The sequence below is a fragment of the Paenibacillus sp. CR_12 genome, assembly GCF_041953985.1.
Taxonomy (GTDB): domain Bacteria; phylum Bacillota; class Bacilli; order Paenibacillales; family Paenibacillaceae; genus Paenibacillus_AQ; species Paenibacillus_AQ lautus_A.
The window spans coordinates 654,767-681,651 of the sequence record NZ_JAVFHO010000005.1 but is presented as its reverse complement, the minus strand read 5'-3'; the positions used below and the strand labels follow the sequence as shown (position 1 = coordinate 681,651).

27 protein-coding genes and 8 tRNA genes are annotated in these 26,885 nt (G+C 52.0%); 33 read left to right on the top strand and 2 right to left on the bottom strand.

Annotated features, from left to right (window positions below; translation table 11 throughout):
- The first annotated feature begins 127 nt into the window (after positions 1-127).
- The 27 genes from RB297_RS21730 to trxB all read left to right on the top strand — a co-directional run bounded on the left by RB297_RS21730 (position 128) and on the right by trxB (position 20,952).
- A tRNA-Ser gene (locus RB297_RS21730) sits at positions 128-219 on the top strand.
- A gap of 32 nt (positions 220-251) precedes the next feature.
- Positions 252-328 (top strand) — tRNA-Met (locus RB297_RS21725).
- Between the two features lie 9 nt (positions 329-337).
- Positions 338-413, top strand: a tRNA-Val gene (locus RB297_RS21720).
- A 24-nt stretch (positions 414-437) separates the two neighbouring features.
- Positions 438-513: transfer RNA gene (locus RB297_RS21715), tRNA-Thr, on the top strand.
- A gap of 13 nt (positions 514-526) precedes the next feature.
- A tRNA-Asp gene (locus tag RB297_RS21710) sits at positions 527-603 on the top strand.
- Between the two features lie 206 nt (positions 604-809).
- A tRNA-Phe gene (locus tag RB297_RS21705) sits at positions 810-882 on the top strand.
- Positions 883-894: 12 nt separating this feature from the next.
- Positions 895-980: transfer RNA gene (locus RB297_RS21700), tRNA-Tyr, on the top strand.
- Between the two features lie 7 nt (positions 981-987).
- A tRNA-Lys gene (locus RB297_RS21695) sits at positions 988-1,060 on the top strand.
- Between the two features lie 152 nt (positions 1,061-1,212).
- A complete protein-coding gene (locus RB297_RS21690) occupies positions 1,213-2,427 on the top strand; it encodes a PucR family transcriptional regulator (protein ID WP_375121401.1) in 1,215 nt (404 codons plus the stop codon).
- Positions 2,428-2,535: 108 nt separating this feature from the next.
- A complete protein-coding gene (locus RB297_RS21685) occupies positions 2,536-3,660 on the top strand; it encodes an ABC transporter ATP-binding protein (RefSeq protein WP_012818391.1) in 1,125 nt (374 codons plus the stop codon).
- Between the two features lie 526 nt (positions 3,661-4,186).
- Positions 4,187-5,125 carry an HPr(Ser) kinase/phosphatase gene (hprK, locus tag RB297_RS21680; RefSeq protein WP_009595669.1) on the top strand — a complete coding sequence of 313 codons (939 nt, stop codon included), beginning with the start codon at positions 4,187-4,189 and terminating at the stop codon, positions 5,123-5,125.
- Between the two features lie 21 nt (positions 5,126-5,146).
- The gene (lgt, locus tag RB297_RS21675) at positions 5,147-6,286 is read left to right on the top strand and encodes a prolipoprotein diacylglyceryl transferase (protein WP_192572724.1); all 1,140 of its coding nucleotides are present in this window, start codon (positions 5,147-5,149) and stop codon (positions 6,284-6,286) included.
- Between the two features lie 7 nt (positions 6,287-6,293).
- Positions 6,294-6,944, top strand: a complete 651-nt coding sequence (gene ppaX, locus RB297_RS21670) for a pyrophosphatase PpaX (RefSeq protein WP_036663929.1) — start codon at positions 6,294-6,296, stop codon at positions 6,942-6,944.
- Positions 6,945-6,957: 13 nt separating this feature from the next.
- Entirely contained in the window at positions 6,958-7,464 is a 507-nt protein-coding gene (locus RB297_RS21665; RefSeq protein ID WP_096777118.1) for an acyltransferase, read from the top strand.
- 180 nt (positions 7,465-7,644) lie between these two features.
- On the top strand, positions 7,645-8,871 hold the full coding sequence (locus tag RB297_RS21660) for an acyltransferase (protein WP_012818395.1): 1,227 nt from the start codon (positions 7,645-7,647) through the stop codon (positions 8,869-8,871).
- Positions 8,872-9,218: 347 nt separating this feature from the next.
- A complete protein-coding gene (locus tag RB297_RS21655; RefSeq protein ID WP_277747475.1) occupies positions 9,219-10,412 on the top strand; it encodes an ATP phosphoribosyltransferase regulatory subunit in 1,194 nt (397 codons plus the stop codon).
- Between the two features lie 52 nt (positions 10,413-10,464).
- Positions 10,465-11,106 carry an ATP phosphoribosyltransferase gene (gene hisG, locus RB297_RS21650; RefSeq protein ID WP_012818397.1) on the top strand — a complete coding sequence of 214 codons (642 nt, stop codon included), beginning with the start codon at positions 10,465-10,467 and terminating at the stop codon, positions 11,104-11,106.
- A 113-nt stretch (positions 11,107-11,219) separates the two neighbouring features.
- On the top strand, positions 11,220-12,503 hold the full coding sequence (hisD, locus tag RB297_RS21645; RefSeq protein ID WP_192570115.1) for a histidinol dehydrogenase: 1,284 nt from the start codon (positions 11,220-11,222) through the stop codon (positions 12,501-12,503).
- 65 nt (positions 12,504-12,568) lie between these two features.
- On the top strand, positions 12,569-13,174 hold the full coding sequence (gene hisB / locus RB297_RS21640; protein ID WP_375121400.1) for an imidazoleglycerol-phosphate dehydratase HisB: 606 nt from the start codon (positions 12,569-12,571) through the stop codon (positions 13,172-13,174).
- Positions 13,175-13,177: 3 nt separating this feature from the next.
- Positions 13,178-13,786 (top strand): imidazole glycerol phosphate synthase subunit HisH, encoded by a 609-nt coding sequence (gene hisH / locus RB297_RS21635; RefSeq protein WP_090910390.1) that lies wholly within the window; start codon positions 13,178-13,180, stop codon positions 13,784-13,786.
- Positions 13,787-13,823: 37 nt separating this feature from the next.
- Positions 13,824-14,555 (top strand): 1-(5-phosphoribosyl)-5-[(5-phosphoribosylamino)methylideneamino]imidazole-4-carboxamide isomerase, encoded by a 732-nt coding sequence (gene hisA, locus RB297_RS21630; RefSeq protein ID WP_175320827.1) that lies wholly within the window; start codon positions 13,824-13,826, stop codon positions 14,553-14,555.
- Positions 14,556-14,625: 70 nt separating this feature from the next.
- Positions 14,626-15,384: an imidazole glycerol phosphate synthase subunit HisF gene (hisF, locus tag RB297_RS21625; RefSeq protein WP_096777122.1), complete on the top strand. Its 759-nt coding sequence runs from the start codon at positions 14,626-14,628 to the stop codon at positions 15,382-15,384.
- Positions 15,381-16,082, top strand: coding sequence for a bifunctional phosphoribosyl-AMP cyclohydrolase/phosphoribosyl-ATP diphosphatase HisIE (gene hisIE, locus RB297_RS21620; protein ID WP_375121399.1), 702 nt, complete (start codon positions 15,381-15,383; stop codon positions 16,080-16,082). The genes hisF and hisIE overlap by 4 nt, the downstream gene beginning before the upstream one ends.
- Positions 16,083-16,094: 12 nt before the next feature.
- Positions 16,095-16,934, top strand: coding sequence for a histidinol-phosphatase HisJ (gene hisJ / locus RB297_RS21615; RefSeq protein ID WP_375121398.1), 840 nt, complete (start codon positions 16,095-16,097; stop codon positions 16,932-16,934).
- Between the two features lie 164 nt (positions 16,935-17,098).
- The gene (locus RB297_RS21610) at positions 17,099-18,049 is read left to right on the top strand and encodes a ribose-phosphate diphosphokinase (protein ID WP_012818404.1); all 951 of its coding nucleotides are present in this window, start codon (positions 17,099-17,101) and stop codon (positions 18,047-18,049) included.
- 143 nt (positions 18,050-18,192) lie between these two features.
- The gene (locus tag RB297_RS21605) at positions 18,193-19,875 is read left to right on the top strand and encodes a tetratricopeptide repeat protein (protein WP_251500858.1); all 1,683 of its coding nucleotides are present in this window, start codon (positions 18,193-18,195) and stop codon (positions 19,873-19,875) included.
- Positions 19,876-19,998: 123 nt separating this feature from the next.
- Positions 19,999-20,952, top strand: a complete 954-nt coding sequence (gene trxB / locus RB297_RS21600) for a thioredoxin-disulfide reductase (RefSeq protein WP_071219455.1) — start codon at positions 19,999-20,001, stop codon at positions 20,950-20,952.
- Positions 20,953-21,073: 121 nt separating this feature from the next.
- Here trxB and RB297_RS21595 read toward each other — a convergent pair whose 3' ends face one another.
- Both RB297_RS21595 and RB297_RS21590 read right to left on the bottom strand, forming a co-directional pair.
- Positions 21,074-21,556, bottom strand: coding sequence for a spore coat protein (locus RB297_RS21595; protein WP_375121397.1), 483 nt, complete (start codon positions 21,554-21,556; stop codon positions 21,074-21,076).
- 86 nt (positions 21,557-21,642) lie between these two features.
- Positions 21,643-22,098 carry a GNAT family N-acetyltransferase gene (locus RB297_RS21590; protein ID WP_012818408.1) on the bottom strand — a complete coding sequence of 152 codons (456 nt, stop codon included), beginning with the start codon at positions 22,096-22,098 and terminating at the stop codon, positions 21,643-21,645.
- 187 nt (positions 22,099-22,285) lie between these two features.
- Between RB297_RS21590 and RB297_RS21585 the strand changes: the two genes are divergently transcribed.
- The 6 genes from RB297_RS21585 to RB297_RS21560 all read left to right on the top strand — a co-directional run bounded on the left by RB297_RS21585 (position 22,286) and on the right by RB297_RS21560 (position 26,881).
- Positions 22,286-23,104, top strand: a complete 819-nt coding sequence (locus RB297_RS21585; RefSeq protein WP_375121395.1) for a methyltransferase domain-containing protein — start codon at positions 22,286-22,288, stop codon at positions 23,102-23,104.
- Positions 23,105-23,227: 123 nt separating this feature from the next.
- Complete coding sequence (locus tag RB297_RS21580; RefSeq protein WP_375121394.1) at positions 23,228-23,569, top strand: DUF2642 domain-containing protein; 342 nt, start codon at positions 23,228-23,230, stop codon at positions 23,567-23,569.
- Positions 23,570-23,846: 277 nt separating this feature from the next.
- A complete protein-coding gene (locus RB297_RS21575) occupies positions 23,847-24,341 on the top strand; it encodes a GNAT family N-acetyltransferase (protein ID WP_036662817.1) in 495 nt (164 codons plus the stop codon).
- Between the two features lie 44 nt (positions 24,342-24,385).
- Entirely contained in the window at positions 24,386-24,955 is a 570-nt protein-coding gene (locus RB297_RS21570; protein WP_192570108.1) for a GNAT family N-acetyltransferase, read from the top strand.
- A gap of 120 nt (positions 24,956-25,075) precedes the next feature.
- The gene (locus tag RB297_RS21565; protein WP_192570107.1) at positions 25,076-25,489 is read left to right on the top strand and encodes a hypothetical protein; all 414 of its coding nucleotides are present in this window, start codon (positions 25,076-25,078) and stop codon (positions 25,487-25,489) included.
- 294 nt (positions 25,490-25,783) lie between these two features.
- A complete protein-coding gene (locus RB297_RS21560; protein WP_375121393.1) occupies positions 25,784-26,881 on the top strand; it encodes a VanZ family protein in 1,098 nt (365 codons plus the stop codon).
- The last annotated feature ends 4 nt before the right edge of the window (positions 26,882-26,885 follow it).

Genomic DNA, 26,885 nt, shown 5'->3' with positions numbered 1-26,885 from the left:
TAATGCATGGAGCTGACCAATACTAATCGGTCGAGGGCTTATCCAAAATATATTTCAATGAGCTGCAAATTCGTTTCGTATCTAGTTTTCAGGGAATCAATCTCTGTAACTGCATACAAGTTATGATGGAGAGATACCCAAGTGGCTATAAGGGGACCCTCTGCTAAGGGGTTAGACTGCGTAAGCGGTGCGAGGGTTCGAATCCCTCTCTCTCCGCCATTTGAATAACTTGGATGCAATAAGGTTTATATGGCGGTGTAGCTCAGCTGGCTAGAGCGTACGGTTCATACCCGTGAGGTCGGGGGTTCGATCCCCTCCGCCGCTACCATACATACCTGGAGGCTTAGCTCAGCTGGGAGAGCATCTGCCTTACAAGCAGAGGGTCGGGGGTTCGATCCCCTCAGCCTCCACCATGTATTTTTTTATTACCTTACCATGCCGGTGTAGCTCAATTGGTAGAGCAACTGACTTGTAATCAGTAGGTTGGGGGTTCAAGTCCTCTCGCCGGCACCATCTTTAATAATGCGGAACTGTGGTGTAGAGGCCTAACATGCCTGCCTGTCACGCAGGAGATCGCGGGTTCGAATCCCGTCAGTTCCGCCATTATTTACAAGCTTCAGGGATGAGAATCCATAACCGGGTTCGTCGGAGCATATCCTCGTTAGCACAGACTTCGCAGTCTCGAACGAAGAGAGAGTATTCCGTCAGTTCCGCCATTATTACTCCTAAGGAATAAAAATGGTCGGTTTTCCACAGATTAAAGTGGGAAGTGTTGCACTCCGCACTTTATTTTAATGTTATTCATGTTTGGCTCGGTAGCTCAGTCGGTAGAGCAGAGGACTGAAAATCCTCGTGTCGGCGGTTCGATTCCGTCCCGAGCCACCTTTATATTTTGGAGGATTAGCGAAGTGGCCAAACGCAGCAGACTGTAAATCTGTTCTCGTCCGAGTTCGGTGGTTCGAATCCATCATCCTCCACCAGTAATAAGAGCCATTAGCTCAGTTGGTAGAGCACCTGACTTTTAATCAGGGTGTCGAAGGTTCGAGTCCTTCATGGCTCATCCGAAAGGGTCGTCAACGTTGTTGACGGCTCTTTTTGTGTTGTTTTTACTGAACTATTTCCCAAAGCACACGGACTTAAAGAGAAGGAATTGTCGTTTGTGCAGGATGATATGCTAAAATAAGAAAAAACGATAAAGTGGTGGAGTCATCAATGGTGGAGATGGAGCATATCGTTCAGAAACTGGAGCAGACCTTGGGTACCTCACTCGGCTTAAAAACATTGAATGAGCAGGAATCGCTATGGCTCACGGAATCGATGGCGATCACTTCGCGATACGGTGACCGATTAGGTCGAGAAGAAAGTGCTGCAAGTTCAAATCGCCATGGGGAAAAAGCAAGCTCAAACACAACACGAATGGTTGATGGTGCTTATGTGCATAAGGAGCTTGGTGAGATTTGGTTTCCCGTTAATCAACAGGATCTGAGCCGAGTACTCGTGGCGGATTCCAATGCTTTGACGGAGTCGGAGATTGGGCTTGTCGCTCTTTTATTGGCGAACCTTCAGGAAGCGCCTTCAGGCGCGATGTCAAAGAATGCAGCCAAGGTTGAAGAAGAACGGCGCGCCCAGCAGTTGGGCGGTTGGTTGAAAGAGCGCCTTCAAGCCGGCGAGCTGCTTGCTGAACTGCCGGATGAGATGCTGATTCGGACAAGCTTGACGGAGGAAATGGTCCCCTTTCTACTCATTCATGAGAGCGAGCATGCTCCCACGCCAAGTTATAAAGCGCTGCTGCGGTTGTTGCGCAGTTATTTTGACGGGGATATCGTTCTTGTGCCGCTGCTGGATAAGGAATGGATTATCCTTGCCAATCAAGAGCTGTTGGGCGGCATAACGACGGATGATAAAGAGGAAGCATCCTCGGAAGCCGATCAGGATTTGCTGTCCTTATTCTGTATGGGGCTGTACGAGCTCATTTCAACGGAATGGGTGGGCGATTTTCATATTTCGGCGATCCCGGCAGTCAATGCGCTTCATGCTTTGCCGCAGACGGTTGGCATGCTGCGAGAGACCATGACCATCGGGCGTACTTTTCAGGTCAAGGAGCATATTCATCTGTCGACCGGTCTTCATCTGGAACGTCTGGTCTACAGCATTCCTGAGTATCAACGGAATCAATTCCTGCGGGAGTACGCTGCCGGACATACCGACTTATTCGAGGACAGTGAGACTTTATCGACGCTGGAGTCTTTTTTTGAATTGGACTGCAATGTGAGCGAGACGGCCAAACACCTGTATATTCACCGAAATACGCTGCTGTACCGACTGGATAAGATCAAACAGGAGACGGGGCTTGACGTTCGCAGCTTCAGTGACGCGGTATTGGTGAAAATAACGCTTCTATTGTATAAAGTGACGAAAAGGAAATAGGTTTTTTGTGCAGATTGTGTATAGCAAGTCAGGTGCCTATGGGGTAATATAAGATTATAAATTAATTGTATTCGATTTCATAACATTCATATGAGGGGGCAAATGCACATGGCTGGTGTACGCTTAGAGCATATTTACAAAAAGTATGCAGGTGCGGATAAAGCAACTGTAATTGACGTTAATTTGGATATTAAAGATAAAGAATTCTTGGTATTGGTAGGTCCTTCCGGTTGCGGTAAGTCTACGACACTTCGTATGATCGCAGGTCTTGAGGAAATTTCCGAGGGTAAACTTTACATTGGCGACCGCGTTGTTAACGATGTAGCACCTAAAGATCGTGACATCGCGATGGTATTCCAATCCTACGCCTTGTATCCGCATATGAACGTATATCAGAACATGGCATTCGGTTTGAAACTCCGTAAAGTGAAGAAAGACGAAATCGATAAGCGTGTACGTGAAGCAGCGAAAATCCTGGATATCGAGCATTTGCTCGAGCGTAAACCGAAAGCTCTTTCCGGTGGTCAGCGTCAGCGTGTTGCCTTGGGCCGTGCGATTGTCCGTGATCCACAAGTCTTCTTGATGGATGAGCCGCTTTCCAACTTGGATGCGAAACTCCGCGGTCAGATGCGTGCTGAAATTACTAAGCTGGTGAAGCGTCTTGAAACCACTTGTATCTATGTAACGCATGACCAAACAGAAGCTATGACGATGGGTGACCGTATCGTTGTTATGCAGGATGGCATCATTCAACAAGCGGATTCTCCAGAGCAGCTGTACAATAATCCGAACAACCTGTTCGTTGCTGGTTTCATTGGTTCCCCAACCATGAACTTCATCAACGGTAAATTGTCCGAGCAAAACGGTGGCGTATACTTCACTTCCCAGGGCTTGAACGTTCAAGTTCCAGGCGGTAAGGCACAATTGCTCAAAAATAAATCCATGATTGGCAAAGAAGTAATCATGGGTGTTCGTCCGGAAGATATTCATGAAGAGCCAGTATTCCTGGAAGCTTCCCCGAACACAATCTTCACAGCGAAAGTGGACGTAACCGAGAACCTTGGTCACGAAATGCTCTTGTACCTCAGCGGCTTGGGCACCGACACAGTTATCGGCCGTGTAGACGGACGTTCGACTACTCGCGAAGGCGACAATGTGAAATTGGCACTCGACATGAACAAAGTTCATATCTTTGATAAAGAGTCTGAATTGAACGTATTGCTCGAAGATTAATCTTCAGCAATCGAGATCTCTTGAAAACCGCCCCTCAAGGGGCGGTTTTTTTAGGAGAAAAAGACATAAAACTAGGCAGTTTCTGCCCTTATCCGAAGGGTTCAGGCAGTTCTAGCAGACGGTAGAAGTGGTCCTAGGGTAAAAGTGTGTAAAGCAGACAACCAATTGTCGATATAGAAAGAGAGTTATCTTTAGTAATAGAACATCTGTTTTTTAGTCGCAGTATGCCATAGCAGCGTAGCTTCACTCCTGGATAAGTCCAATGTCCTGCTATCGGATAGCCGGTTAGAATTGCATTCATTGGCTTTTTTCGATAAGATAAGCACAAAGCAAGGCATACATAAGCATTGAACGTATGGGTTGTTGGGGCGTATTCCATGAAGCATGACCGACTGCCGGCAAAGCTTGTGACGTCCTATTTAATTAGTAAAGTAACCGATCATGAAATATATCATCCAAAACGAGCCGTGCAGCATGCCGGTTGCGTTGTGATGTCAACATACAATGGAAGAAGAGGGGTAAGACCATGGCCAAGAAAGTGAAGGTATCCGAGCTGGTCCAGCAGTTTCAGCTGGAGGTCATCGCAGGTGAGGAAGGCTTGAAACGTCAGATTACAACGGACGATCTGAATCGCCCGGGATTGGAAATGGCCGGTTATTTTGAATACCATCCGCGGGAACGGGTTCAGCTTATGGGGCGCACGGAGCTGGCTTTCTTCGGAATGCTGAAGCCGGAAGAGCGGAAAGAACGCATGCGCAGCCTGTGTACGGAAGAAACGCCTTGCATCGTGGTTACGCGTTCCCTGGAAGTGCCGGAAGAGCTGGTGGAGCTCGGCAATGAAAGAGGTTTGCCCGTGCTGCGCAGCAGCATGGCGACGACCATTCTGACAAGCCGATTTACGAGTTTCCTGGAACGCAGACTTGCGCCAACGACGACCATCCACGGGGTATTGTGCGATGTGTATGGCGTGGGGATGCTGATCACGGGCTCGAGCGGTATCGGGAAAAGCGAAACGGCTCTGGAGCTCGTCAAACGCGGACACCGCTTAATCGCGGACGACGCGGTGGAGATCCGCCAGACGTCGGATTTTCAGCTGCATGGAACAGCGCCTGAGCTGATTCGCCATCTGCTGGAGATTCGCGGGGTCGGTATTATTAACGTTATGACGTTATTCGGTGCAGGCGCCGTTCGGAATAATAAACGGATTACGCTTGTTGTTCGATTGGAGGCCTGGCAGCAGGATAAACAGTATGATCGTCTGGGATTAGATGAAGAGACAACACGAATTATAGAGACGGATATCCCTCTGGTCACCATTCCGGTTCGTCCAGGACGTAACCTTGCGGTTATTATTGAGGTGGCAGCTATGAACTACAGATTGAAGCAAATGGGACTGAATGCTGCACTGCAGTTTACGAACAAGCTGACGGCAACGATTGCTGAAGATATGGACGATTTGGACTAGGACTAGGGAGGGTTATAAGTGATGCAAACATTGCTCATCGATCCGGTGGCGTTCTCCATCGGATCGCTGCGTGTTCATTGGTATGGCTTGATTTTGGGCCTGGGTGCCTTGGCAGGTCTGCTGTTGGCCATTCGCGAAGGGAAGCGTTTTGGCATTCCGCAGGAATTTTTCATGGATTTGCTCTTGCTTGGGGTTCCTTCCGCTATTATCGGTGCTCGTATTTATTATGTAGCTTTTAAATGGGAAGACTATAAGGATAACTTCCTGGATGTGTTCAAAATATGGAATGGCGGGATTGCGATATTCGGCGCCTTGATCGGCGCCATTATCTGTGCGTTGATCTATGTTCGCCGAAAAGGCTACAACTTCTGGCGAATTGCCGATATCTGTGCGCCGTCCTTGTTGGCCGGCCAGATCATTGGACGCTGGGGTAACTTCGTTAACCAGGAAGCCTATGGCGGTCCTGTCAGCGAGTCTTTCTTGCGCGGAGAGCTGCATTTGCCTGATTTTATCGTGAATCAAATGAACGTACAGGGCGTATTCCATCACCCTACCTTCTTATATGAATCGCTGTGGAACCTGTTGGGTATCGTCATACTGCTTATCATTCGCAGACAGAAATTTCTGCGGGCAGGCGAACTCTTCATCGGGTACTTCATCTGGTATTCCATCGGCCGGTTCTTTATTGAAGCGGTGCGGACGGACAGCTTGGCTTTTCAAGGGGCCACAGGACTTGCCGATTTCATTAACAATACGTTATGGGCACCGATGACATGGATGGGCTTTGAACTGGGCCACCTGGATCCGGCTTATGGCAACATTCGAATCTCCCAGCTGCTTTCCGTGTTGATCGTCATTGGAGGCATCGTGCTGATCATCGTGCGCCGTGTGACGGGCCGCGCCAATGTGCGTTATTTGGACCCGATCGTGTCGACGAAGACCGGAGCAGGTCCAACGCCGGAAGCCGATCTTCAAACGAACAAAACCGTCAAGTCTTCTGCGCCGGCTCCTGCTAAACAGCATAAACAGGCCGCAGAACCGGAGGAAATGGCGGATAAAGACGTTGTTACCCAAGCAGAGGAGACAGAAGTCAAATCCTCACCACGGGCAGAAGAAGACACTCCGACAATAAAACCGGATACGGAGGACAAAAAGGAGTAGTTGCAGCATGATCGAAACCGTACTGTTTGATTTGGACGGCACCATTATCGACACGAATGAATTGATTATCTCATCGTTTATGCATGTTTTCGAGGCGCAGGCCCCGGGACCGTTGACCAGAGAGCAGATCATTCCGCATATGGGAACCACGCTGGAACAGCAGCTGCAGGCTTTCTCAGGGGGAGTCGAGGATGTCAGTCCGCTTATCAAAGCCTATCGCTCTTTCAACACGATCCATCATGATGACATGGTCAAACCATTCCCGCATGTGAACGAAGTCGTGGAACGTCTTCATCGTCACGGGCTTTCGCTCGGGATCGTAACCACGAAGATCCGTCCTTCCACCATGATGACGCTGGAGAAGTACGATCTGGAGCGCTTCATGTCGGCGATTGTTACGGTAAACGACGTGGAGCATCCGAAACCGCATCCGGAGCCCGTTCTGACGGCGATTGAGCAGCTGGGGGCCAATCCGGCCACCACTTTGATGATCGGAGACAGTCCGGTGGACATTCAGTCTGCCAAGGCGGCGGGCGTGAAGGCCGCCGCTGTAGCTTGGTCCCTCAAGGGTGAGCAAAAGCTGATGGAGTACGGGCCGGATTTTATATTGAAGGATATGAGAGATCTGTATGAAATCGTAGGACTTCAAGAGGAATAGGAGTTTTGGCAGCATGGCCAGAAAGATTACCCGTTATCCTGTAGAAGGCCCCAACGCGTTATGGCAAATCTACCGCACCGTGAGCCCGTTCAAGGGCGTCAAGAACTTCATTTTTATCCAGATCGCCCGGTATTGTCCTATCCTGCCTATGAAGAATTGGATCTATCGCCATATGCTCGGGATGAAAGTGGGGAAGCATACCGCGTTTGGATTGATGGTCATGGTGGATGTGTTTTTTCCGGAGAAAATAACCATCGGCGAGAATTCGGTCATCGGCTACAACACGACCATTCTGGCTCACGAGTATTTAATAAAGGAATATCGTTTGGGTGAAGTGCGGATCGGGGAGAACGTGCTCATCGGCGCGAATACCACGATTTTGCCTGGCGTAACGATCGGAGACGGCGCGGTCGTTGCTGCCGGATCTGTCGTACATAAGGATGTGGCACCAGGTGTTTTTGTAGGCGGGAATCCATTGCGAGAGCTGAAGAGGACATCGACGGAAAGCGAGTCAATTTGAGGTAATGTGACAAGTCAGGTTCTCAAGCTTGCTGAATTGTTGTAGAATGAGTAAAGGATAACCTGACACAAAGCGAACAATAGTCCCCGGGGTATGATGGCCTTGAGGGACTTTTTTGCCCGTCCATTCGCATACATTGACTCTATCAACAAACTCGAAAACAAGGAGGCGACGCCTGACATGGGTGCAACGCTGAACAAAAAGGAAAGGCTGCCGCAGCTCGATATCTATCGTGCGCTGGCCATCCTGGGCGTGCTTCACGTTCATGCGACTTCATTTGCAACGGTGGATGCGATTGATTCGCGATTCTATTATATTATTAATTTTTTGAATATTTTCTTTAAATACGGTACGCCCTCGTTTATATTCCTAAGCAGCTTTGTGCTGTTCTATAACTATGCGGACCGGCCGCTGACCAAGGACTTGATCAAAAACTTCTACAAACGGCGGCTCTTGTACATTTTGCTGCCGTACGTGTTGTTCTCGATCATCTACTTCTTTGTGCGGATGTATCAGAACGGGATGCTGAACAGTTCGTTTGATCTATGGGCACAGATGCCGCTATTCTTTGAACGCTTGGCTCGAGGGCAGAATTATACGCACTTATACTTTGTATTTATCAGTTTGCAGTTCTATATTCTGTTTCCGATCTTCCTCAAGCTGTTCAAATCCTCACGGTTTCTCGTAAGGTGGGCGGTGCCGATCGGATTCCTGCTGCAATGGGGTTTCATCATCTGGAACAAATACGAGCTGCAGTACACGTTTAAAGGCAGCTTGGCCATTTCGTATTTAGCCTACTATATGCTGGGCGCTTATCTGGCGATGAATTACGATAAATTCAAGGGCTGGCTGACGTCATCATGGAAAAAGCAAACCTCTGGTCAAAGAGCAGGCACGATCGTGTTATGGGCCGGCTGGCTCGCGATGGCGCTGACGCATGTGCAGATTTGGTACAATCAGAGATTGCATGGCGCCAAATATGATTCCCTATTGTACGAGTTGTTGTGGAATCTGCACACCGTGTTCTCCGCGATAGTGCTGATGCAGCTGGCGAGCTGGCTGTATAGCAGCGGCTGGAAACTCATCGTGAAAGTGCTGACGCGGATTGGCGAGCTGTCTTTCGCGATCTATCTCGTGCACCCGCTCTGGCTGTTCCTGTATCGGGAATTCGATCCGAAGCTGAATCCGGTAACCGATGATTATCTGATCTGGATATACGGGGGGATGGTAACGGCATTGATCGTCAGTGCGTTAGTGGTGCAGACGGTGTTCCGGTGGATTCCAGGGTCGTGGATGCTGCTGGGCAGCGTTCCTCGATCATTGAAGCCATCCTCGAAAGCACCTGCGACACCATCGCAGAGAAAAGACACCGTTACGGGCGACAGCAAGAAATCGGTCGATCTATAGGAACATCAGGCCTAATGTTAAAACTTCTTATCCTTCATCATGAAGCAAAGCCGTCCGGGCTGCCGGGCGGTTTTTTTATTGGCGCCATCCGGATCCATGCAGGGGTTCAGCCAATTAGACAAGCAAGCCACGCTGGTCCGTTCTTGTGTTACAATTATACCCAGAAGTTAGACGGATCTATTGATGCGTAAGGCGGGTAACGACAGAGAACGATACATAGCAGAACGCATGCGTATGCATTGACGATCAGGCAGGATTCATGGTAATATAGCCAATATCCTTTAATTTATTAGCAAGGTACCACTTTACCATATTAAAGACTTTTACTGAATTTGAGGTGGAGCGTCATGTCTAAACCGAAAGGCTTCGAGAAACCGGCAGGTGTTCGTGATTATCTTCCTCATGCGGTCACCAAGCTGCGTCGGATTGAACGCGAAGTGCTTGCATGCATGGACCGCTGGGGTTACCGGCAGATTATGACACCAACGATGGAATATTACGATACGGTAGGCGTGGCAAGCTCTACGTCGGACCAGAAGCTGTTTAAACTATTGAATAAACGCGGAACGACGATGGTGCTGCGTTCCGATCTGACCGCTCCCATAGCGCGGGTCATGTCCTCGCTGCTGAAGGATGAGCCGCTTCCGGTGCGTTTGTCTTACCATGCCAATGTATTTCGCGCCATTGAGGAGGAAGCGGGGCGGGAAGCGGAATTCTTCCAGACCGGCGTCGAGCTTGTGGGCGATGATACGCCGGAAGCCGATGCCGAAGTGATTGCGCTGGCCATCGAATCTCTGAAGGCGGCAGGCGTGGAGAAATTCAAAATCGCGATGGGTCATATGGGTTATCTGAATGGCCTGCTTCAAGAAGTGCTGCCGGATCGGACGGAGGATCAGGAGAGCCTGAAGCAGGATTTGCTGAACCGCGACTACGTCGGATACCGCAACACCATTGCCAGCCTGAGCCTGACGGAGGTACAGCAGGACCAGCTGGAGGGAATCCTGAAGCTGCGTGGAGGCAGGGAGATTGCCGGGCAAGCTCTCGAGATTAGCAGCAATGAACTCGCGAGAGCTTCTATCGAGCATCTGAGCAAGGTATGGGAAGTGCTTGAGGCTTACGACGTCTCCAGACATGTTCTGTTTGACTTGACGATGCTCGGAGACTTCTCCTATTACACGGGAATGACGTTCGAGGGTTACGCTGCGGAGCTGGGCTCTCCCGTCGCAAGCGGCGGTCGTTACGACAAGCTGCTTCGGCAGTTTGGCCGTGCCGTTCCGGCAACAGGATTTGCACTCAAGACCAATCGCATTCTCGATGGGGTGCAAGGAGAGGAGATTGTCGAGGAATTGCCCATTCTGATCCGGTACACGGCTTCCCATCGAAAGGAAGGACTGGCTAGAGCCTCAGAACTTCGGGCGCAGGGACATTCCGTCATCACTTCGATCATACCGGATTCGGCTAATGCCCGAGATGCCGAGGTACCCGTTGTATCCGGCAGTCTGCTCAATAGAGGATACCGAGAGGTCATTACCCTTCGATAGGAAGCGGATCTATACGATTATCATATAAGTTTAAGGTCAGGAGGATTCGAACGTGGCGGAAACGTTGAAAGTAGCGATGCCCAAAGGGCGCATATATAAAAAAGCATCCGCGCTGTTCCGTTCAGCCGGACTTCCGATACCCCTCGACGTGGATGAGACGCGCAAGCTGGTCATTCCCTTGCCGGAGGCAGGAATGGAATTTATCCTGGCGAAGCCGGTGGATGTGCCGACTTATGTGGAATACGGCGTGGCGGATATCGGTATCGTCGGCAAGGACGTGCTGATGGAAGAGAACAAGGACGTTTATGAGCTGCTTGATCTCGGCATTGCGCGGTGCAGGATGTCGGTCATCGGCTTGCCGGACTGGAAGCCGGGCATCAGGCAGCGGGTTGCCACCAAATATCCGAACGTGGCTTCACAGTATTTCCGTGAGCAGGGCCAGCAGGTTGAAGTGGTTAAACTGAACGGTTCCATCGAGCTTGCACCGCTCATCGGCTTGGCAGACCGGATCGTGGATATGGTGGAAACAGGCCAAACGCTTAAAGAGAACGGACTTGTAGAGATGACCAGCATCTTTGAAATTACAAGCCGCCTGATTGCCAATCGCGTCAGTTATCGGATGAAGAATGATGAAATTCAGGCATTGTGCGATCGGCTGCAAACGGTCATTATGTCTGAGGGAGCGAATATTTAGCGCTAAGAAATAAGGCACCAACTGGATGAGCATGGATGATCGAACGGATCATCCTTCATTCATTAAGAAACGCTATGCATGTAACATGATGGAGCGGGATTGGGGGAGATTAGATGAAGGTAGTGTCAGCACGGGACTTTGAGCTGAAACGGGAAAATGATTACGGCACACCAGAGCAGAATGAAGTCGTGAAGGCGATTGTGCGGGATATTCGGTCCGAAGGAGATGCCGCCTTGCTGCGGCATACCGAACAATTGGACCGTGTCCGTCTGACCGCAGGTCAGCTTCGCGTAACGGATGAGGAGCTCAAGGCAGCTTATGATCATGTGGAGCCTTCGTTCGTGAAGGCGATACAAGCCGCGGCAGACAACATTCGCGCATTTCATGTGAAGCAGAAGCGGAATTCCTGGATGGATCTACAGCCGGACGGCAGCATCTTGGGACAAATCATTCGTCCGTTGAAACGCGTCGGTGTCTATGTGCCCGGTGGAAAGGCAGCCTATCCTTCATCCGTGCTGATGAACGTGATCCCGGCCCAAGTGGCAGGCGTGCCCGAAATCGTCATGGTCACTCCCCCGGCAACCGGCGGGAAGGACGGAATCAATCCCTATATTCTGGTGGCTGCAGCGGAGGCAGGCGTTACGGAAATCTACCGCGTAGGAGGAGCACAAGCCATTGCGGCATTGGCCTACGGCACGGATACCATTTCCCCCGTGGATAAGATTTGCGGGCCCGGCAATATTTACGTTGCCCTGGCCAAACGTGAAGTGTACGGCGCAGTCAATATTGACAGCCTGGCCGGTCCAAGCGAGATTGCGGTATTGGCCGATGAACATGCAGATGCTTCGTATATTGCAGCGGATCTGCTTTCCCAAGCTGAGCATGACGAGATGGCATCGGCCATTCTCGTGACGCCTTCCCGAAAGCTGGGCGAGGCCGTTGCCGCCGAAGTAGAGCGGCAGCTTGAGCTGCTGCCGCGGCGGGACATCGCCCGTGCTTCCGTGGACAGCTATGGCGCGGTGATTGTCACGGAATCCCTTCAGGAAGGGATTGAAGTCATTAACCGTTTAGCGCCGGAGCATCTGGAAATCGTGACGGAGGAGCCGATGGCGATCGTGGGCCAGATCGAGAACGCAGGCGCGATCTTCCTGGGACCGTACAGCTCGGAGCCGGTAGGCGATTATTTTGCAGGACCGAACCATATCATTCCGACGAATGGGACGGCACGGTTCGCATCGCCAGTGGATCTGGACGATTTCATTAAAAAATCGAGCTTGATCTACTACAGTAAAGAAGCGCTGCTGCGCGACGGCGAGCAGATCATGGAGCTGGCCCGGCGCGAAGGGCTTGAGGGCCATGCCCGGGCGATCGAAATCCGGCTTGAACAAGAACGATAAGAAATCAGACCAGAGGAAGAATCATTTGTTCATCATAAATATTCCGTATAGAGGAGGCAATCCACGTGAGCAGTTTGGATGCAGCAGCAAGATCAGCCGGCGTGAGCCGCAAAACCAATGAGACCGACATTGTCCTGGATTTCAATGTCGATGGGACCGGAATTTCGGAATTGGAGACCGATGTACCGTTTCTGAATCATATGCTTGATTTGTTCACGAAGCATGGCCAGTTTGATCTTCGCGTCGATGCAAAGGGCGATATCGAGATCGATGACCACCACACGGTGGAGGATATCGGGATCTGCTTAGGGCAGACGTTCCGCGAAGCGCTGGGCGATAAAAAAGGCATCAAACGTTATGCCAGCGTGTTTGTGCCGATGGATGAGGCGCTTGCTCAAGTTATTGTGGATATCAGCAACCGCCCGCATTTTGAGTACCGGGCGGAGTATCCTTCGCAGCAGGTGGGCTCTTTTCATACCGAGCTTGTCCATGAATTTCTGTGGAAATTGGCGCTGGAAGCCCGGATCACGCTGCATGTCATCGTTCATTACGGACACAATACCCATCATATGATTGAAGCGGTGTTTAAGGCGCTCGGCCGTGCATTGGATGAGGCGACCACCGTGGATCCGCGGGTGACCGGCGTACCGTCCACGAAGGGAGTGCTCTAAACGATGGCCATTGCAATCGTGGATTACGGCATGGGCAATCTGCACAGCGTGAGCAAAGCGGTAGAGCGGCTTGGGTATCAGCCGCTCGTTACGGGGGAGCGGGAGGAGCTTCTGGCGGCGGATGGCATCATTCTGCCCGGAGTCGGCGCATTCGGAGATGCCATGGAGCAGCTCCGCGAAGCCTCGCTGGACTCGGTCATGAAGGAAGCTGCAGAGTCGGGAAAACCGCTGCTGGGGATCTGCCTCGGCATGCAGCTCTTGTTCAGCCGGAGCGAGGAGCATGGCAAGTATGAAGGGCTGGATATACTGCCCGGATCGGTTGTACGGTTTGCGGGTGGGGACTACAAGGTGCCGCATATGGGCTGGAATTCATTGCAGTTCGAGAAGCGGGAGCACCCGCTGTTTGCGGGACTTGAGGAAGGTCATGTGTATTTTGTCCACTCGTATCATGTTCTTCCTGAGGTTCAGGCTGATTTGCTGGCGGTTACCGATTACGGTCAGCCAGTAACGGCCATCGTGGGCCGCGGTTCGGTTTACGGCATGCAGTTCCATCCCGAGAAGAGCGGGGAGCTTGGTATGAGCCTGCTTCGCAATTTTTTGGCTTTAACGTAAGGCGAACGAATAGACCAATTGGAAAGTGGGAATGGGGATGTCCTCTTTTATCATATATCCGGCAATCGATATTCGCGGCGGCAAATGCGTCAGGCTGGTCCAAGGCGATTATAATCAAGAAACGGTGTACAATGACAATCCGCTCGAGGTAGCCAAATCATGGGAAGAGCAGGGCGGCACATTTATTCATCTCGTGGATTTGGACGGCGCGAAGGCAGGTCAGCCGGTGAACGACGACATTATCGGGAAGATTGCATCCAGCGTCCAGGTTCCGGTTCAAGTAGGCGGAGGCCTGCGCACGCTGGCGGATGTGGAGCGGCTGCTGTCGCTCGGCGTCAGCCGGGTTATCATCGGCACGGCAGCGATCGAAGACCGCGTCTTTACGGAAGAGGTGCTGGGCAAATACGGGGATAAGGTGGCCATCGGCATCGACGCGCGCAACGGATACGTCGCAACGAGAGGCTGGCTGGAAACGTCGGAGGTTCAAGCCGAGGTGTTGGCAAAAGAATTAGCGGCCAAAGGAGCGGAAACCTTCATCTTCACCGACATTTCCCGCGACGGAATGATGCAAGGACCAAACGTAGAGGCGATTGTCTCGCTGGCCAAAGCCAGCGGCCGCTCGGTCATCGCTTCGGGCGGCGTGACGAAGCTGGACGATCTGCTGGCGCTCAGCGCGCACAGCGGGGACGGTGTAGGCGGAGCGATCGTGGGCAAGGCGCTGTATACAGGCAATATTGATCTGAAAGAGGCTATTACGCGAATCCAATGAGGATTTGAACCAGTGTCTGTTCGAATCATCATGGATCGATAGAGTTCACATAGGGGAAGAGGGGAAAGGCATGCTGGCAAAACGGATCATACCTTGTCTGGACGTGAAGGACGGCCGAGTGGTGAAGGGCGTAAACTTTGTGAATCTCCGCGATGCGGGCGATCCCGTGGAATTGGCGGCGCTCTACGACCGGGAAGGCGCAGATGAGCTTGTCTTTTTGGATATATCGGCTTCGGTCGAAGGCCGGGCGACGATGGAAGAAGTCGTTCGGAGAACGGCAGGGGAAATCGCCATTCCTTTTACCGTGGGCGGAGGCATTTCGTCCGTGGAGGACATGAAGCGGATTCTGCGGGCGGGCGCGGATAAAATCGGAATGAATACAGCGGCGGTCAAGCAGCCGGAGCTCATCTCCGCCGGGGCGCGCAAATTCGGGTCCCAATGCATCGTCGTGGCGATTGACGCCAAGTACAACGATGCGTGGGGAGAATGGGAAGTGTACACGCACGGCGGACGTACGCCGTCCGGTATCAAAGCGCTTGATTGGGTGAAGCAGGCGGAAAGCCTGGGTGCGGGCGAGATTCTGTTGACCAGCATGGATGCGGACGGAACGAAGGACGGCTTCGATCTGCCGCTGACATCGGCCGTCGCCTCGACCGTTCAGATCCCGGTCATTGCGTCCGGCGGCGCCGGCAAAGAGGATCACTTCTATGACGTATTCACTCAGGGCAAGGCGGATGCGGGTCTTGCCGCCACGATTTTCCACTATAAAGAGATCTCGATCCCTCATCTCAAGTTGCAGCTTAGCCAAAAAGGAGTGGATATACGGTGAGCGAAGATATGTTGAAAGATTTATCCCTGGAGCAGGTCAGCGAGCATATCCGTTGGGATGCCGCGGGCCTGGTGCCGGCGATTGTACAGGATGCAGAGAGCAAGCAGGTGCTGATGATGGCTTATATGAACCGGGAATCGCTGCGATTGACGCTGGAGAGCGGCGAGACTTGGTTCTGGAGCCGTTCGCGCGAAGAGCTGTGGCATAAGGGGGCAACTTCCGGAAATGTACAGAGCGTGGTATCGATGACATACGATTGCGACGGAGACACCCTCTTGCTGCAGGTGAATCCGAATGGACCTGCCTGTCATACCGGACAAACGACCTGCTTCCACAATGAGATTACCGTTCAAGGGCAGGAGAGCGAGCCTGCGAGCGAGGGGACGGCTGCGTCCGGCGAGCGCTTCGCGGTACTTGCCGAGCTGGAAGAGGTCATTGCCCAGCGTGAAGTGGAACGGCCGGAAGGGGCCTATACGACCTACTTGTTCGATAAAGGCGTGGACAAAATCCTTAAGAAGGTGGGCGAAGAAGCTTCGGAAACGATCATCGCCGCCAAAAATAAAGACAATGCCGAGCTTAAGCTTGAAATCAGCGATCTGATCTATCACCTGCTGGTGCTTCTCCAGGAGCGAAAGCTCCCGCTGGATGAGATCATGGATGAGCTGAGCCGCCGCCATGAACGGCCGCGCCGCGATTAGGAGGCCTGCTCGATGCATATTGATTACCATACCCACCATTCCCGGTGCGGGCATGCTGAGGGGCAGCTGGAGGAGTACGTACGACGCGCCATTGAACTCGGGATGGATCAATTGGGCTTGTCGGATCATATGCCGTTGATTCACGTCAACCCGGAAACGTATTATCCGGAGATGGCCATGCCGATGGATGAGCTGCCGCGTTACGTGGAAGAATGCCTGCAGCTGAAGGAACGCTACAGAGGGCAGATTGACATTCGGATCGGTCTTGAAGGCGACTATATTGAGGGATACGAAGAACAGATCGAGCCGATCGTGAAAGACTATCCATGGGATTATGTCATTGGCTCCGTTCATTTTCTTGGTGAATGGGATATTACGGATTACCGTCAGACTCAAGGCTGGGAGGGCAAGGATCCGCTTGAAGTCTATCGACAATATTATGATGCGGTGCAGAAGGCTGCCGCAACCGGCTTCTACGATATCATGGGCCATCTGGACGTGATCAAGCGGTTCGGTTATGGGCCGGGCCCCGAACAGAAGCCGGACGTGATCGCATTGGAGCAAGCAGCGCTTGCGGCCGTGGCCCGGAGCGGGAAGGCGATGGAGCTGAACGCATCCGGTTTATCGAAGGCCTGCGAGGAGATGTTTCCAAGCCGGCGAATGCTGGAGGAAGCGATCAAGCTGGGCATTCCGTTGACTTTAGGGTCGGATGCTCATCAGCCCATGAAGCTTGGCGAGCATCTGGATCAGGCCCGGGCACTGTTGTCGGAGCTTGGCGTTCGGGAGCTTGCGACCTTCCGTAACCGGAAGCGGGAGATGGTGCTTTGGAATGTGGAAGGAAACGATGTATAATAAAGACAAGCACTAATTGCAAACAGGTTCATTGCAGACGGCTGTTTTCCCCTCCAGACTACCCTCGACGGGTTGCGGAGGCGGGAACGGCCTGATTTGACGATAACGCTTTCAATCCATCGTTGCATCGGCCGACTACTAACCACTCTCGTCAGGAGGTCCTCATGTATCGTTCATTACGATTGTTCGCCGGAACTTCCAATCCGGCGCTTGCCGCCAGCATCAGCCAGCAGTTGGGCGTTGAATTGGGAAAGATCAAGATTTCCCGCTTTCAAAGCGGCGAGGTTTATGTCCACTATGAAGAAAGCATCCGCAATTGCGACGTTTTTCTGCTGCAGTCCTTTTCTCACCCTATCAACGAAATGTTCGTAGAGCTGCTCGTGATGATCGATGCCGCCAAGCGTGCTTCCGCCAGAACGATCAACATCATTGTTCCGTATTACGGTTATGCCAGACAGGAACGAAAGGCCGCGCCGCGAGAGCCGATATCGGCCAAAATGGTAGCCGACGTGCTGACCACAGCCGGTGCCAACCGCGTGATAACCATTGATCTGCATGCACCTGCCATCCAGGGGTTCTTCAATATACCGGTGGATCATCTGACCGCGCTGGATTTGATTACGGAGTATCTGAAGTCCAAGAATATCGAGAATCCGGTTATCGTTTCTCCCGATGCCGGACGGGCGAAGACGGCCGAGAAGCTTTCGAGCCGCCTAGGATCGCCGTTTGCCATGATGGTCAAGCAGCGTCCTGCCCATAACGAAGCGGTTATAACCCATGTCATTGGGGACGTGGCGGGACGCACGCCGATTATTATCGAAGACTTGATTGACACGGGAACCACCATCGTGCAGGTGGTGGAAAGCTTAAAGGAACGGGGGGCCAATGATGCCATTGTGTGCGCGACCCATGGCCTGTTCTCCGGTGAAGCACTTGACCGTCTCGACCATGCTCATATCGAGGAGATCGTGGTCACGGACTCCATCGTGCTCCCGGACCATCACTGCAAGATGCGGTTAAAGGTGCTGTCTGTTGCGCCTATGCTGGCCCAGGCCACTCACATTATCATCGAGGGCGGATCGATCGCCACTTTATTCAAAGACGCCGGTGTGTAAACTGGTGTCTTTTTTCTGCAAATGACGTCGTAACTTGTGTTATACTGTTGTGGATAGAGGAGCAAGTTAAAGGAGGTGCCTTGCTTTTCGTGAATGGTCATCCATATGGGTCCAGTGACCCCCACAATGTTATATCTATCGAAATGAATGCAAATTTCTTCTTCGATCGCGCGGTTCGTTCGCTAGATCGTTACCAATATGACAAGGCTCTGAAATATTTTCGCAAAGCTGTTGAATATGAACCCGATAATCCGGTGAATCATTGCAATATGGCGGGTATATTATCAGAGACGGGAGATTATAAAGCTTCCAACGATGTGCTGGCTCATATTCTGGAGCAGGTTGACCCGTTGATGACGGAATGCTATTTCTATATGGCGAACAATTATGCCAATATGGAACAGTTTGAGAAGGCGGAAGAAGCGCTTGTCACCTATCTGGAGGAAGATCCTAACGGTCAATTTCTGGATGAGGCCGAGGAAATGATGGAGCTGCTCCATTACGAGTTGAATCGTCCTGCCAAGCTGAACCGGATCAAGAGCCGCGAAGGCGTGGTCGAACATGAGCATGCCCGGGCACTGCTGGAGGAAGGGAAATTCGCCCAAGCGGTCAAGCTGTTAGAGGAAATCGTCAAGGATAATCCGGATTTTCTGGCTGCGCGCAACAATTTGGCCCTGGCTTACTACTATATGGGACGTTTCGATACCGCGAAGCGCACCATTGGCGAGGTGCTGGATCAGGAGCCGGGCAATCTGCACGGTTTATGCAATCTGGCCATCTTCTTTCAGCATGAGGGAAATCAGGAGCAGCGCGACCGATTGATGGACATGCTAACGGTAACGGTTCCGTTTCATCTGGAGCATGTGTTTAAGCTTGCTACGACGATGGGCATATTGGGGCAGCACGAAATTGCCTACGGTCATTTTCGCCGATTGCTGAAAGAGGATGAGTTTAACGGAGATCCAAGCCTGTATCATTATACGGCCGTTGCGGCCTGCAACAGCGGTTATTACGACAAGGCCGAGAAATATTGGCGGCAGGCGCTGAAGCTGGACGGAGATTCGGTGATTCCGGATTTCTATTTGGCCCAGCTGCAAAAGCGTAAAGAAACCGGTACCGATCAGATGAAAGTGAGTTACCACTATCACCTTCCGTTCGAAGAGCAGTTCAAACGCTGGGAGCATGACGGCGATAAACTGACGGAGGAAGCGAAGCAGAATCCGCTGATTCGTTCATCGTTCTTCTGGGCGCTCCGGCATGGCGATCCCCAGACCAAGCTGCAGGTGATCCGGACACTGGAATTGATCGCCGATGAAGAGGTGCAGCATGCGCTGCAATCGTTCCTGCAGGAACCGGGAGAGGACGCGGAGCTGAAGGATGCCGCCCGCCTGGTGCTCCAGCAGATGGAGGCCGCAAGCAATCGGTTGAAGGAGCGTCGCGACGATCGCGATTTATCCGGGGGCAAGACCCGCGAGGTGCTGCCGGATTGGCTGCCTTCCTGGAAGGCGGTGCTGGAGAAGGCCGAGCAAACCATGGACATGCGGGTTGACGCCTTTTGGAAAAAAGAGATGGAGAATCTCTGGTCCGAATTCCTGAGCCGGCTGTACCCGGATATTCCGAACATTCGGAATGTCGAGGGCTGGGCAGCGGCATTGGAATATCTGACGGCCAAGAAGCGCGGACGTACCCTGACTTATGAACAGGTGGCTGTCCGTTACGGGATTTCCCCATCCACCGTGAGCCGTTATGCACGTCAAATGGATAGCGTATGTGAAACGAAAGCACAACCGGATGATAGTTTCCGGCCATTTACGGAAAACATTTAAGTAAGAGCCCATATTCGGATACTTAGGAGACCTTGGTACATGATGGTACATGAAGATTCCGTAAGTCCTGAATAGGATAATAGCATGCAACAGAAATCGACACCTTAAAGGAGGCCGTATTCTATGTACAAATCAATCGTAATCGGAACAGGACCTGCCGGATTGACGGCAGCCATCTACTTGGCACGCGCAAACCTGAAGCCGCTCGTGATCGAAGGAATGCAACCGGGAGGCCAGCTGACGACAACGACGGAGGTCGAGAACTTCCCTGGATTCCCGCAGGGCATCATGGGTCCCGAGCTGATGGATAATATGCGTCAACAAGCGGAACGCTTCGGTGCAGAGTTCAAGAGTGCCTGGGTCGAGTCCGTTGATTTCTCCGAGCGTCCGTTCAAGGTGAATGTCGAGGGTATGGGCGAGCTTCTGGCCGAGTCCGTGATTATCTCGACGGGAGCTTCCGCGAAGTATCTCGGAATTCCGGGAGAGCAGGAGAACGTTGGACGGGGCGTAAGTACATGCGCCACATGCGACGGGTTCTTCTTCCGCGGGAAAAAAATCATTGTCATCGGCGGCGGCGACTCCGCAATGGAGGAGGCCAGCTTCCTGACGCGTTTCGCTTCCAGCGTAACGGTGGTGAACCGCCGCACCGAGCTGCGTGCATCTAAGATCATGCAGGATCGCGCGCGCGAGAACGAGAAGATCCAGTGGGCTTTGGACCGCACGCCGGTTGAGGTGGTAACCAGCGAAACCGGAGTTAAAGGGCTGAAGGTCCGCAACAACGAAACGGGCGAGGAAGAATTGATCGAAGCAGAAGGCGTGTTCGTGGCCATCGGACATACGCCGAACACGGGCTTCCTCGGCAATCAGATCACAACCGATCCGACCGGCTACATCCTGGTTAAACCAGGAACGACCGAGACGAACATCCCGGGCGTATTCGCCTGCGGCGACGTTCAGGATACGCGTTATCGCCAAGCCATCACGGCTGCAGGAACAGGCTGTATGGCCGCTATGGATTGCGAGAAATATCTCGAGGGCCACATGGTCCATGATTGGAGCGAGACGCTGAATAAGTAATTCCTTGCCTAAGGGATTATCTATTGAAAAGAAGAAGCCCCAGAGCTATACGGCGGACGGGTTTGCGAGAGAACATCTCGTAAAATCCGTACCTGTTTAGCCAGGGGCTTTTTTTGCTGAGTTATAAGCTCAGCGCTTTGTTCGCATTTTTCATGTCATTCTCCAGCAGCTGCTTCAAATTGTAAGACGGATACAGGCCGCGCGCATACATGAAGTAGAAGATTTTTCCGTGCAGTTCAATGGCTTTGTTCAACTGCATCTGAAGTGTTTCTCTTACGCTTGGAGTTGCTGCCTCGGTAATGGCAATGGCGTAGCTTCGGACCGAGGTTTTGGCAAACCCCAGCAGATGACCTGCGTAATACGCCGTCAGATCGGGACCGGAGAGACTGCGGGTTCCCGTGGGCGCTTCCGAATAATAAGGCAGAAGCTCCTTCAGGTTCTGTTCAACCCCTTGAATCGCCTCCATATACAGTCCATGTAGCTCCGGGTCTTTGATATCATGCACTGACATCTTGAACGCCATCAAGTGATTCGCCTGAAAGGCAGTTAATTCATGAATCTCCAGTGTTTCGTGCCAAGCGAGATGTCTCGGATTGTGACTCATGCTCAATAGGTTCTCCTCCAAAAAATCAATATGCGATAGCCTATTCACCGAATGGAGGAACGGTGCATAGCACAACCCGAATCCCCTTACAAATCTAAGGACATCCGCACCATGTCCCGGAGCCGCATGCCGTTCTCGTAAATTTCTTCATCATAATGACGGACAAAAAAGTCCCGGTCGATGCCTGTCATTCGAAATCCGCATTTCTGGTACAGCGCCAGCTGTGCCACCCCGGTACTTCCTGTTCCTACTTCAATCGTGGCATATCCGAGCTCCCGGGCCTGATCAACGGCATGATTCACGAGCTGTTTGCCATAGCCCCTGCCGTGCAGATTCTCGCTTACGGCAACGTTCACCAGCTCGATGGTATCGGGTCTGGTGGGCAGCAGGACATAGACCCCGATGGGTTGTGAGCTTTCTTCAGCGACATAGCAGTGACCGCGGTTTACGTATTCTTTGACAAGCCTTATCGATGGATCCGCAAGAAGGAGCAGGTCCATAGGGGGCGTTTCTTCATGAGTATTCAGCTTTCTAATGTTCACGAGCGTTCTCCCTTATGATTTCGATAGTGGTGTTACAAACAGGTTTATTGTACCACGCCTGCATCGCCAAGTTCCTGGAATTGGATGATTTCAACGGGCGGTTGAATTCTTCCGGGATTCAATGACCAGGTTATTGTATGCCCCGCGCAACGTCCCTACAATGTGGTTATATAGGAGCGTGATCCATATGAGAGACATGTTGGCCAAAAATATTAATCGTTACCGTAAAGAACGAAGACTTACCCAGGAAGGATTGGCGCATAAGCTGGGCGTTACGTTCCAGGCGGTATCCAAATGGGAGACCGGGCAGACCATGCCCGATATCGCGCTGCTTCCGGAGCTGTCCCGGCTGCTGGACGTCAGCATCGATAAGCTGTTTGGTTATTCTTCGACGGGCAAGCCGATCAGCATCTATGAAGAAGAGTACAAAACGCCGGAGTACTATTGGGGCACGGAACCGAACGCAGCCTGTTATCAGGTGCTTGAAATGATCCCGCCGACAAAAAGAGTAAGGCTGCTGGATATCGGGTGCGGGGAAGGGAAGGATGCCGTGTTTTTTGCCCGCAACGGGTATGAGGTCACGGCATTCGACGTTTCGGATGCGGGGATCGAGAAAACGAAGCGATTGGCCGATCACATCGGGGTACACGTGAACGTATTCAAGGCGGACATATCGGATTACCGTCTGGATTCGGAGTTTGACGTGCTGTATTCCAGCGGCGTGCTGCATTATATCCGACCCGAGTATCGCGAGGAGATTTTTGCCAATTACAAAAAATTCACCTCGGCAGAGGGATTCCACTGCCTGAATGTATTCGTGCAGAAGCCGTTCATTGCGCCTCCTCCCGAGGATGAGCCGTATGCTTATGACTGGAAGTCCGGAGAGCTTATGATGCATTATCACGATTGGCTGATTCACAGCTGCCCGGAGGTCATTTTTGATTGCAGCTCATCGGGTATACCGCACCGGCATGCGATGAGTAAGTTGATGGCTCAGAAGGCGTAACGGGCGGCGATTGAGATCAAATCCATCCTTGCTTTTTTATACAAATATGAGAGGGATAACATAGCAGACCCTTTCCGGTCATACATAAAGGTGTAGGGTTCAAATCGCAAGGGAGGTCTTACATTGAACAACCATATCAACACAGCCGGTTATCCGGCGCCGTCTGCAGGTTATGCACCGGGGTACCCTGCCTATCCTCTGCCCCAGCCCATACCGCCGTATTACGCGCCCCGGACGCCGGCAATCCCGCAGCCGGTGAACTACGCAGCGTTGGTTGAACCGGTATTTACTGACCATCTGCTCCGGCATAAAGGGGCCAAGGTGGTCATCATGACCACCGCGGGGAAAGTAGAGGGGGTTTTATCCGGGGTGGTGGTCGACCATGTCCAACTGACGATCGGGGACAACAAAGCATTGCATATTCGGCTGGCCGAGGTGGTGTACTTCGAGGGAGTTCCATTCTGACAAACAGGGATCCAAAATAGTTTAAACGAAAAAATACCGGCTGATAGGGCAGGATTAGACCGGTGAATCGCCAATTCATAGAGTACAGATCCGAAGGCGTTCCGATGGGGACGTCTTTTTATTCGATTGCAATTGAGGCCGAACGATTGGATGGGTCGGTATGGAGGAACGATGGAGATGATTCTAGATCATTTCGGGACGGTCCGATTTGGCTGCGGAAAGACTCGCGTTACGGACGGCGCTGACAGAGATGATCTAGGCGGAAAGGGAGATGTACATGAATTCATATCATATTCGAGTCGCAGGCCGGGAGGACGCACCCTTTTTGCGGGAGATGCTGTACGAGTCCCTGTATGTGCCCGAGGGAGGGGAGCCTTTTAGCCGGGATATTCTTGAGGAGCCGTTCATGAAAAAATACGTGGAGGACTGGGGGCGCGCGGGCGATCTGGGCTACATTGCCGTGAATGCAGCAGGGAAGCCGTCAGGCTCAATTACCATCCGGTATTTTGATGAAGGGAACAAAGGGTTCGGTTACGTGAGCGATGACATCCCGGAGCTGGGCATGGCGCTGATTCCCGAATCCCGCGGGCAAGGGCTAGGAACCGCCCTGATGAAGGAATTGTTCAGAGGGATGAAGGAGCGGGGGATTCAAAAGGTATCGTTAAGCGTCGCTCCGGACAATGCCGCAGCTATGAAATTGTATGAGCGTTTCGGATTCCAGGAGGCAGGCATGTGCGGAACCTCTATTACGATGGTTGCGGATGTAATCTGAAACGAACAATGGGATGATCCCATGAGAAGGATGGAGGAATAACGATGCTGGTATATGAGGCAGGGCCGATTACGGTTCGCGAGCTGGAGGAGAAAGATGAAACGTCCTTAGCTTCTTGGCTGTCCAATCCGGATGTGCTGCAGTATTACGAGGGACGGGACAATCCTCACGACGTGGAGCGGGTGCGGGAGCATTTCTATGTGGATGATGATGAGACTCGCTGCATTATCGAATATGAGGGGAAACCGATCGGGTATATCCAGTTCTATCTTCTCGATGAAGATACGTTAGGCGAGTATGGGTATGACGGGAACGATGCGGTCGGCAGAACATTCGCCACGGATCAATTCATCGGGGAGCCGGATTATTGGAATCGAGGCATCGGTACGAAGCTTATGACTTCCATGGTGGATTACCTCGTGTTTCAGAGGCAGGCCGACCGAATCGTGATGGACCCGCAGGCTTGGAATGAACGGGCCATCGCTTGTTACGAGAAGTGCGGCTTTCGGAAGGTCAGGCTGCTGGAGAAGCATGAACGGCATGAAGGAGAACTGCGGGACTGCTGGATTATGGAGTATCGGACGGAGCGCGGCAGATCCGGTCCGAGTCGATGATGACCACCAACAATCCTCCATTATTTGAAAAGTTGAAAAACCATTTCATTCTTTTGCTCGTTATCATGTATATAAGCCTAATCGAGATAGCTGGTCGTTCCGCGTGAGGAGGGGTGTCCCGTGAATCGAAATAAAACCATGACCTTGATAGGTAAGGGTGAGTCTTGGAAAGCGACTTATGTCGTTTCCCATCAGGATAGGGTCAATGCGAAGCTTACCGTGTTTCAGGATGCGCTTGGCGGAAAGCTGAAGCTTCAGTACTCGGGGAAGGAGCCTCTGGAACATGGGCAGATTAACTATCGGCTGGAGGACATGACGGGCCGCTTCCAGGAAGGCGGAATCGTCGTGGGGACCGACCATGCTGCCATGAAGGAGACCAAGGGTGGGCTGGATTTGGCGCATCTGCTCGATATGATGAACCCGAACAAGGATCTAACGATCCAGATAGAGTGGAATGGGCACCGTGAAGAATTCAAGCTGGGACTTCCGCGAAAGATTAGCTTTGGAAAAGCCGTCGGCAAACGGAAGGAATAACGGGACTTCATGGAAGCAGGACTGGGGCCGACTCCCGCCAACATAAACGCGTAAGGCGGGAATAACGACCATGTTATTCCGATGACATTGAATCCATGCGTCTTTGTATATGGTGACCTGCCCACACTGATGGTGTGGGTTATTCGGTTTGCGACGCGCGAGGCTGACAGGCATGTCGGCCTTGATGCGGTTATGCGTTTTTTAAACGCATTTTAAACGAAGGGATCCCCGCCATTTAAACTTGGTCCTGTACTTTATAAGAAGTAGAACATCACGGAGGGAGTGAACGAGAGCATGCTGGAAGCCTATCTATTTCCGATATCCTATGCATTTTTAACCTTTCCCATAGCGGCTTTGCTGTGCGCAGTTCCCTTTCTGATCGTGCAGTATCGCAAATATGGTTATTTTAATAAATTCCGGGGATTTCTGCTGTATTTATTCCTGCTGTACATGATGAACGCAGTGTATCTTGTGCTCCTTCCTTTGCCTGCCTCGCGCCATAATGCTCCGATGGATGTGGCCTCGGTTATGCAGTGGATGCCGCTGAATTTCATACAGGACATCTTAAAGGAGACCAAGGTGGTATGGGGCGTGCCATCGACTTACACGCATTTGTTGAAGGAGAGAGCCTTCTTGCAGGTCGTGTTTAACGTCTTACTCGTGGTGCCGTTCGGCATGTTCCTTCGTTATTATGCGAGAGCGTCCTGGGTTGCGTGTCTGGCGGCCTCGTTCGGCTTGTCGTTGTTCTTTGAGGTAACCCAGGTGACCGGCATTTACGGCTTCTATGATCACCCGTACCGATTGTTTGACGTGGACGATCTGCTGATGAATACCCTGGGCGGAATGATGGGCCTCGTGCTGGCCGATTGGATGAAAAATCACCTGCCCCGCCTGGATCGTCTGGATGAGAAGGTGGATCTGTCGCAGAAGCGAGTCAGTTATACGCGCCGGGCCATTGCTTTTGGCATTGATGCAGCGGTCATACTGCCGATCATTGGCGTGCTGACCGTAATAAACGTGAGGGGTGCATACTTCTTTACCGTGATTTTATATTATATCGTGCTGCCTTATATGATGCAGGGGCAGACGCTGGGGAAATGGGTCGTCCGGGTCCAGATCCGCGGAGCGGGCGAACATCTGAAGCTGAAGGAAGTGATTGTCCGCAACGGCCTGCTCTATGTGGTATGGGGCGGGTTCCATGCCTTGTTCATTACGGTTAATGTTACCGGTTCTAATGTCCTGCTTGCGATGTACGCGCTGGGGATATTGCTGCTGGACGCAGTTGTGTTCCTTCACGTGCTGTTATGTCTCATTCATCGCGACCGGAAGCTGCTGCATGAGGCCAAGAGTGGAACAAGGCTCGCTATCGTAGAGAATAAAACCCGTGGATAAAGCG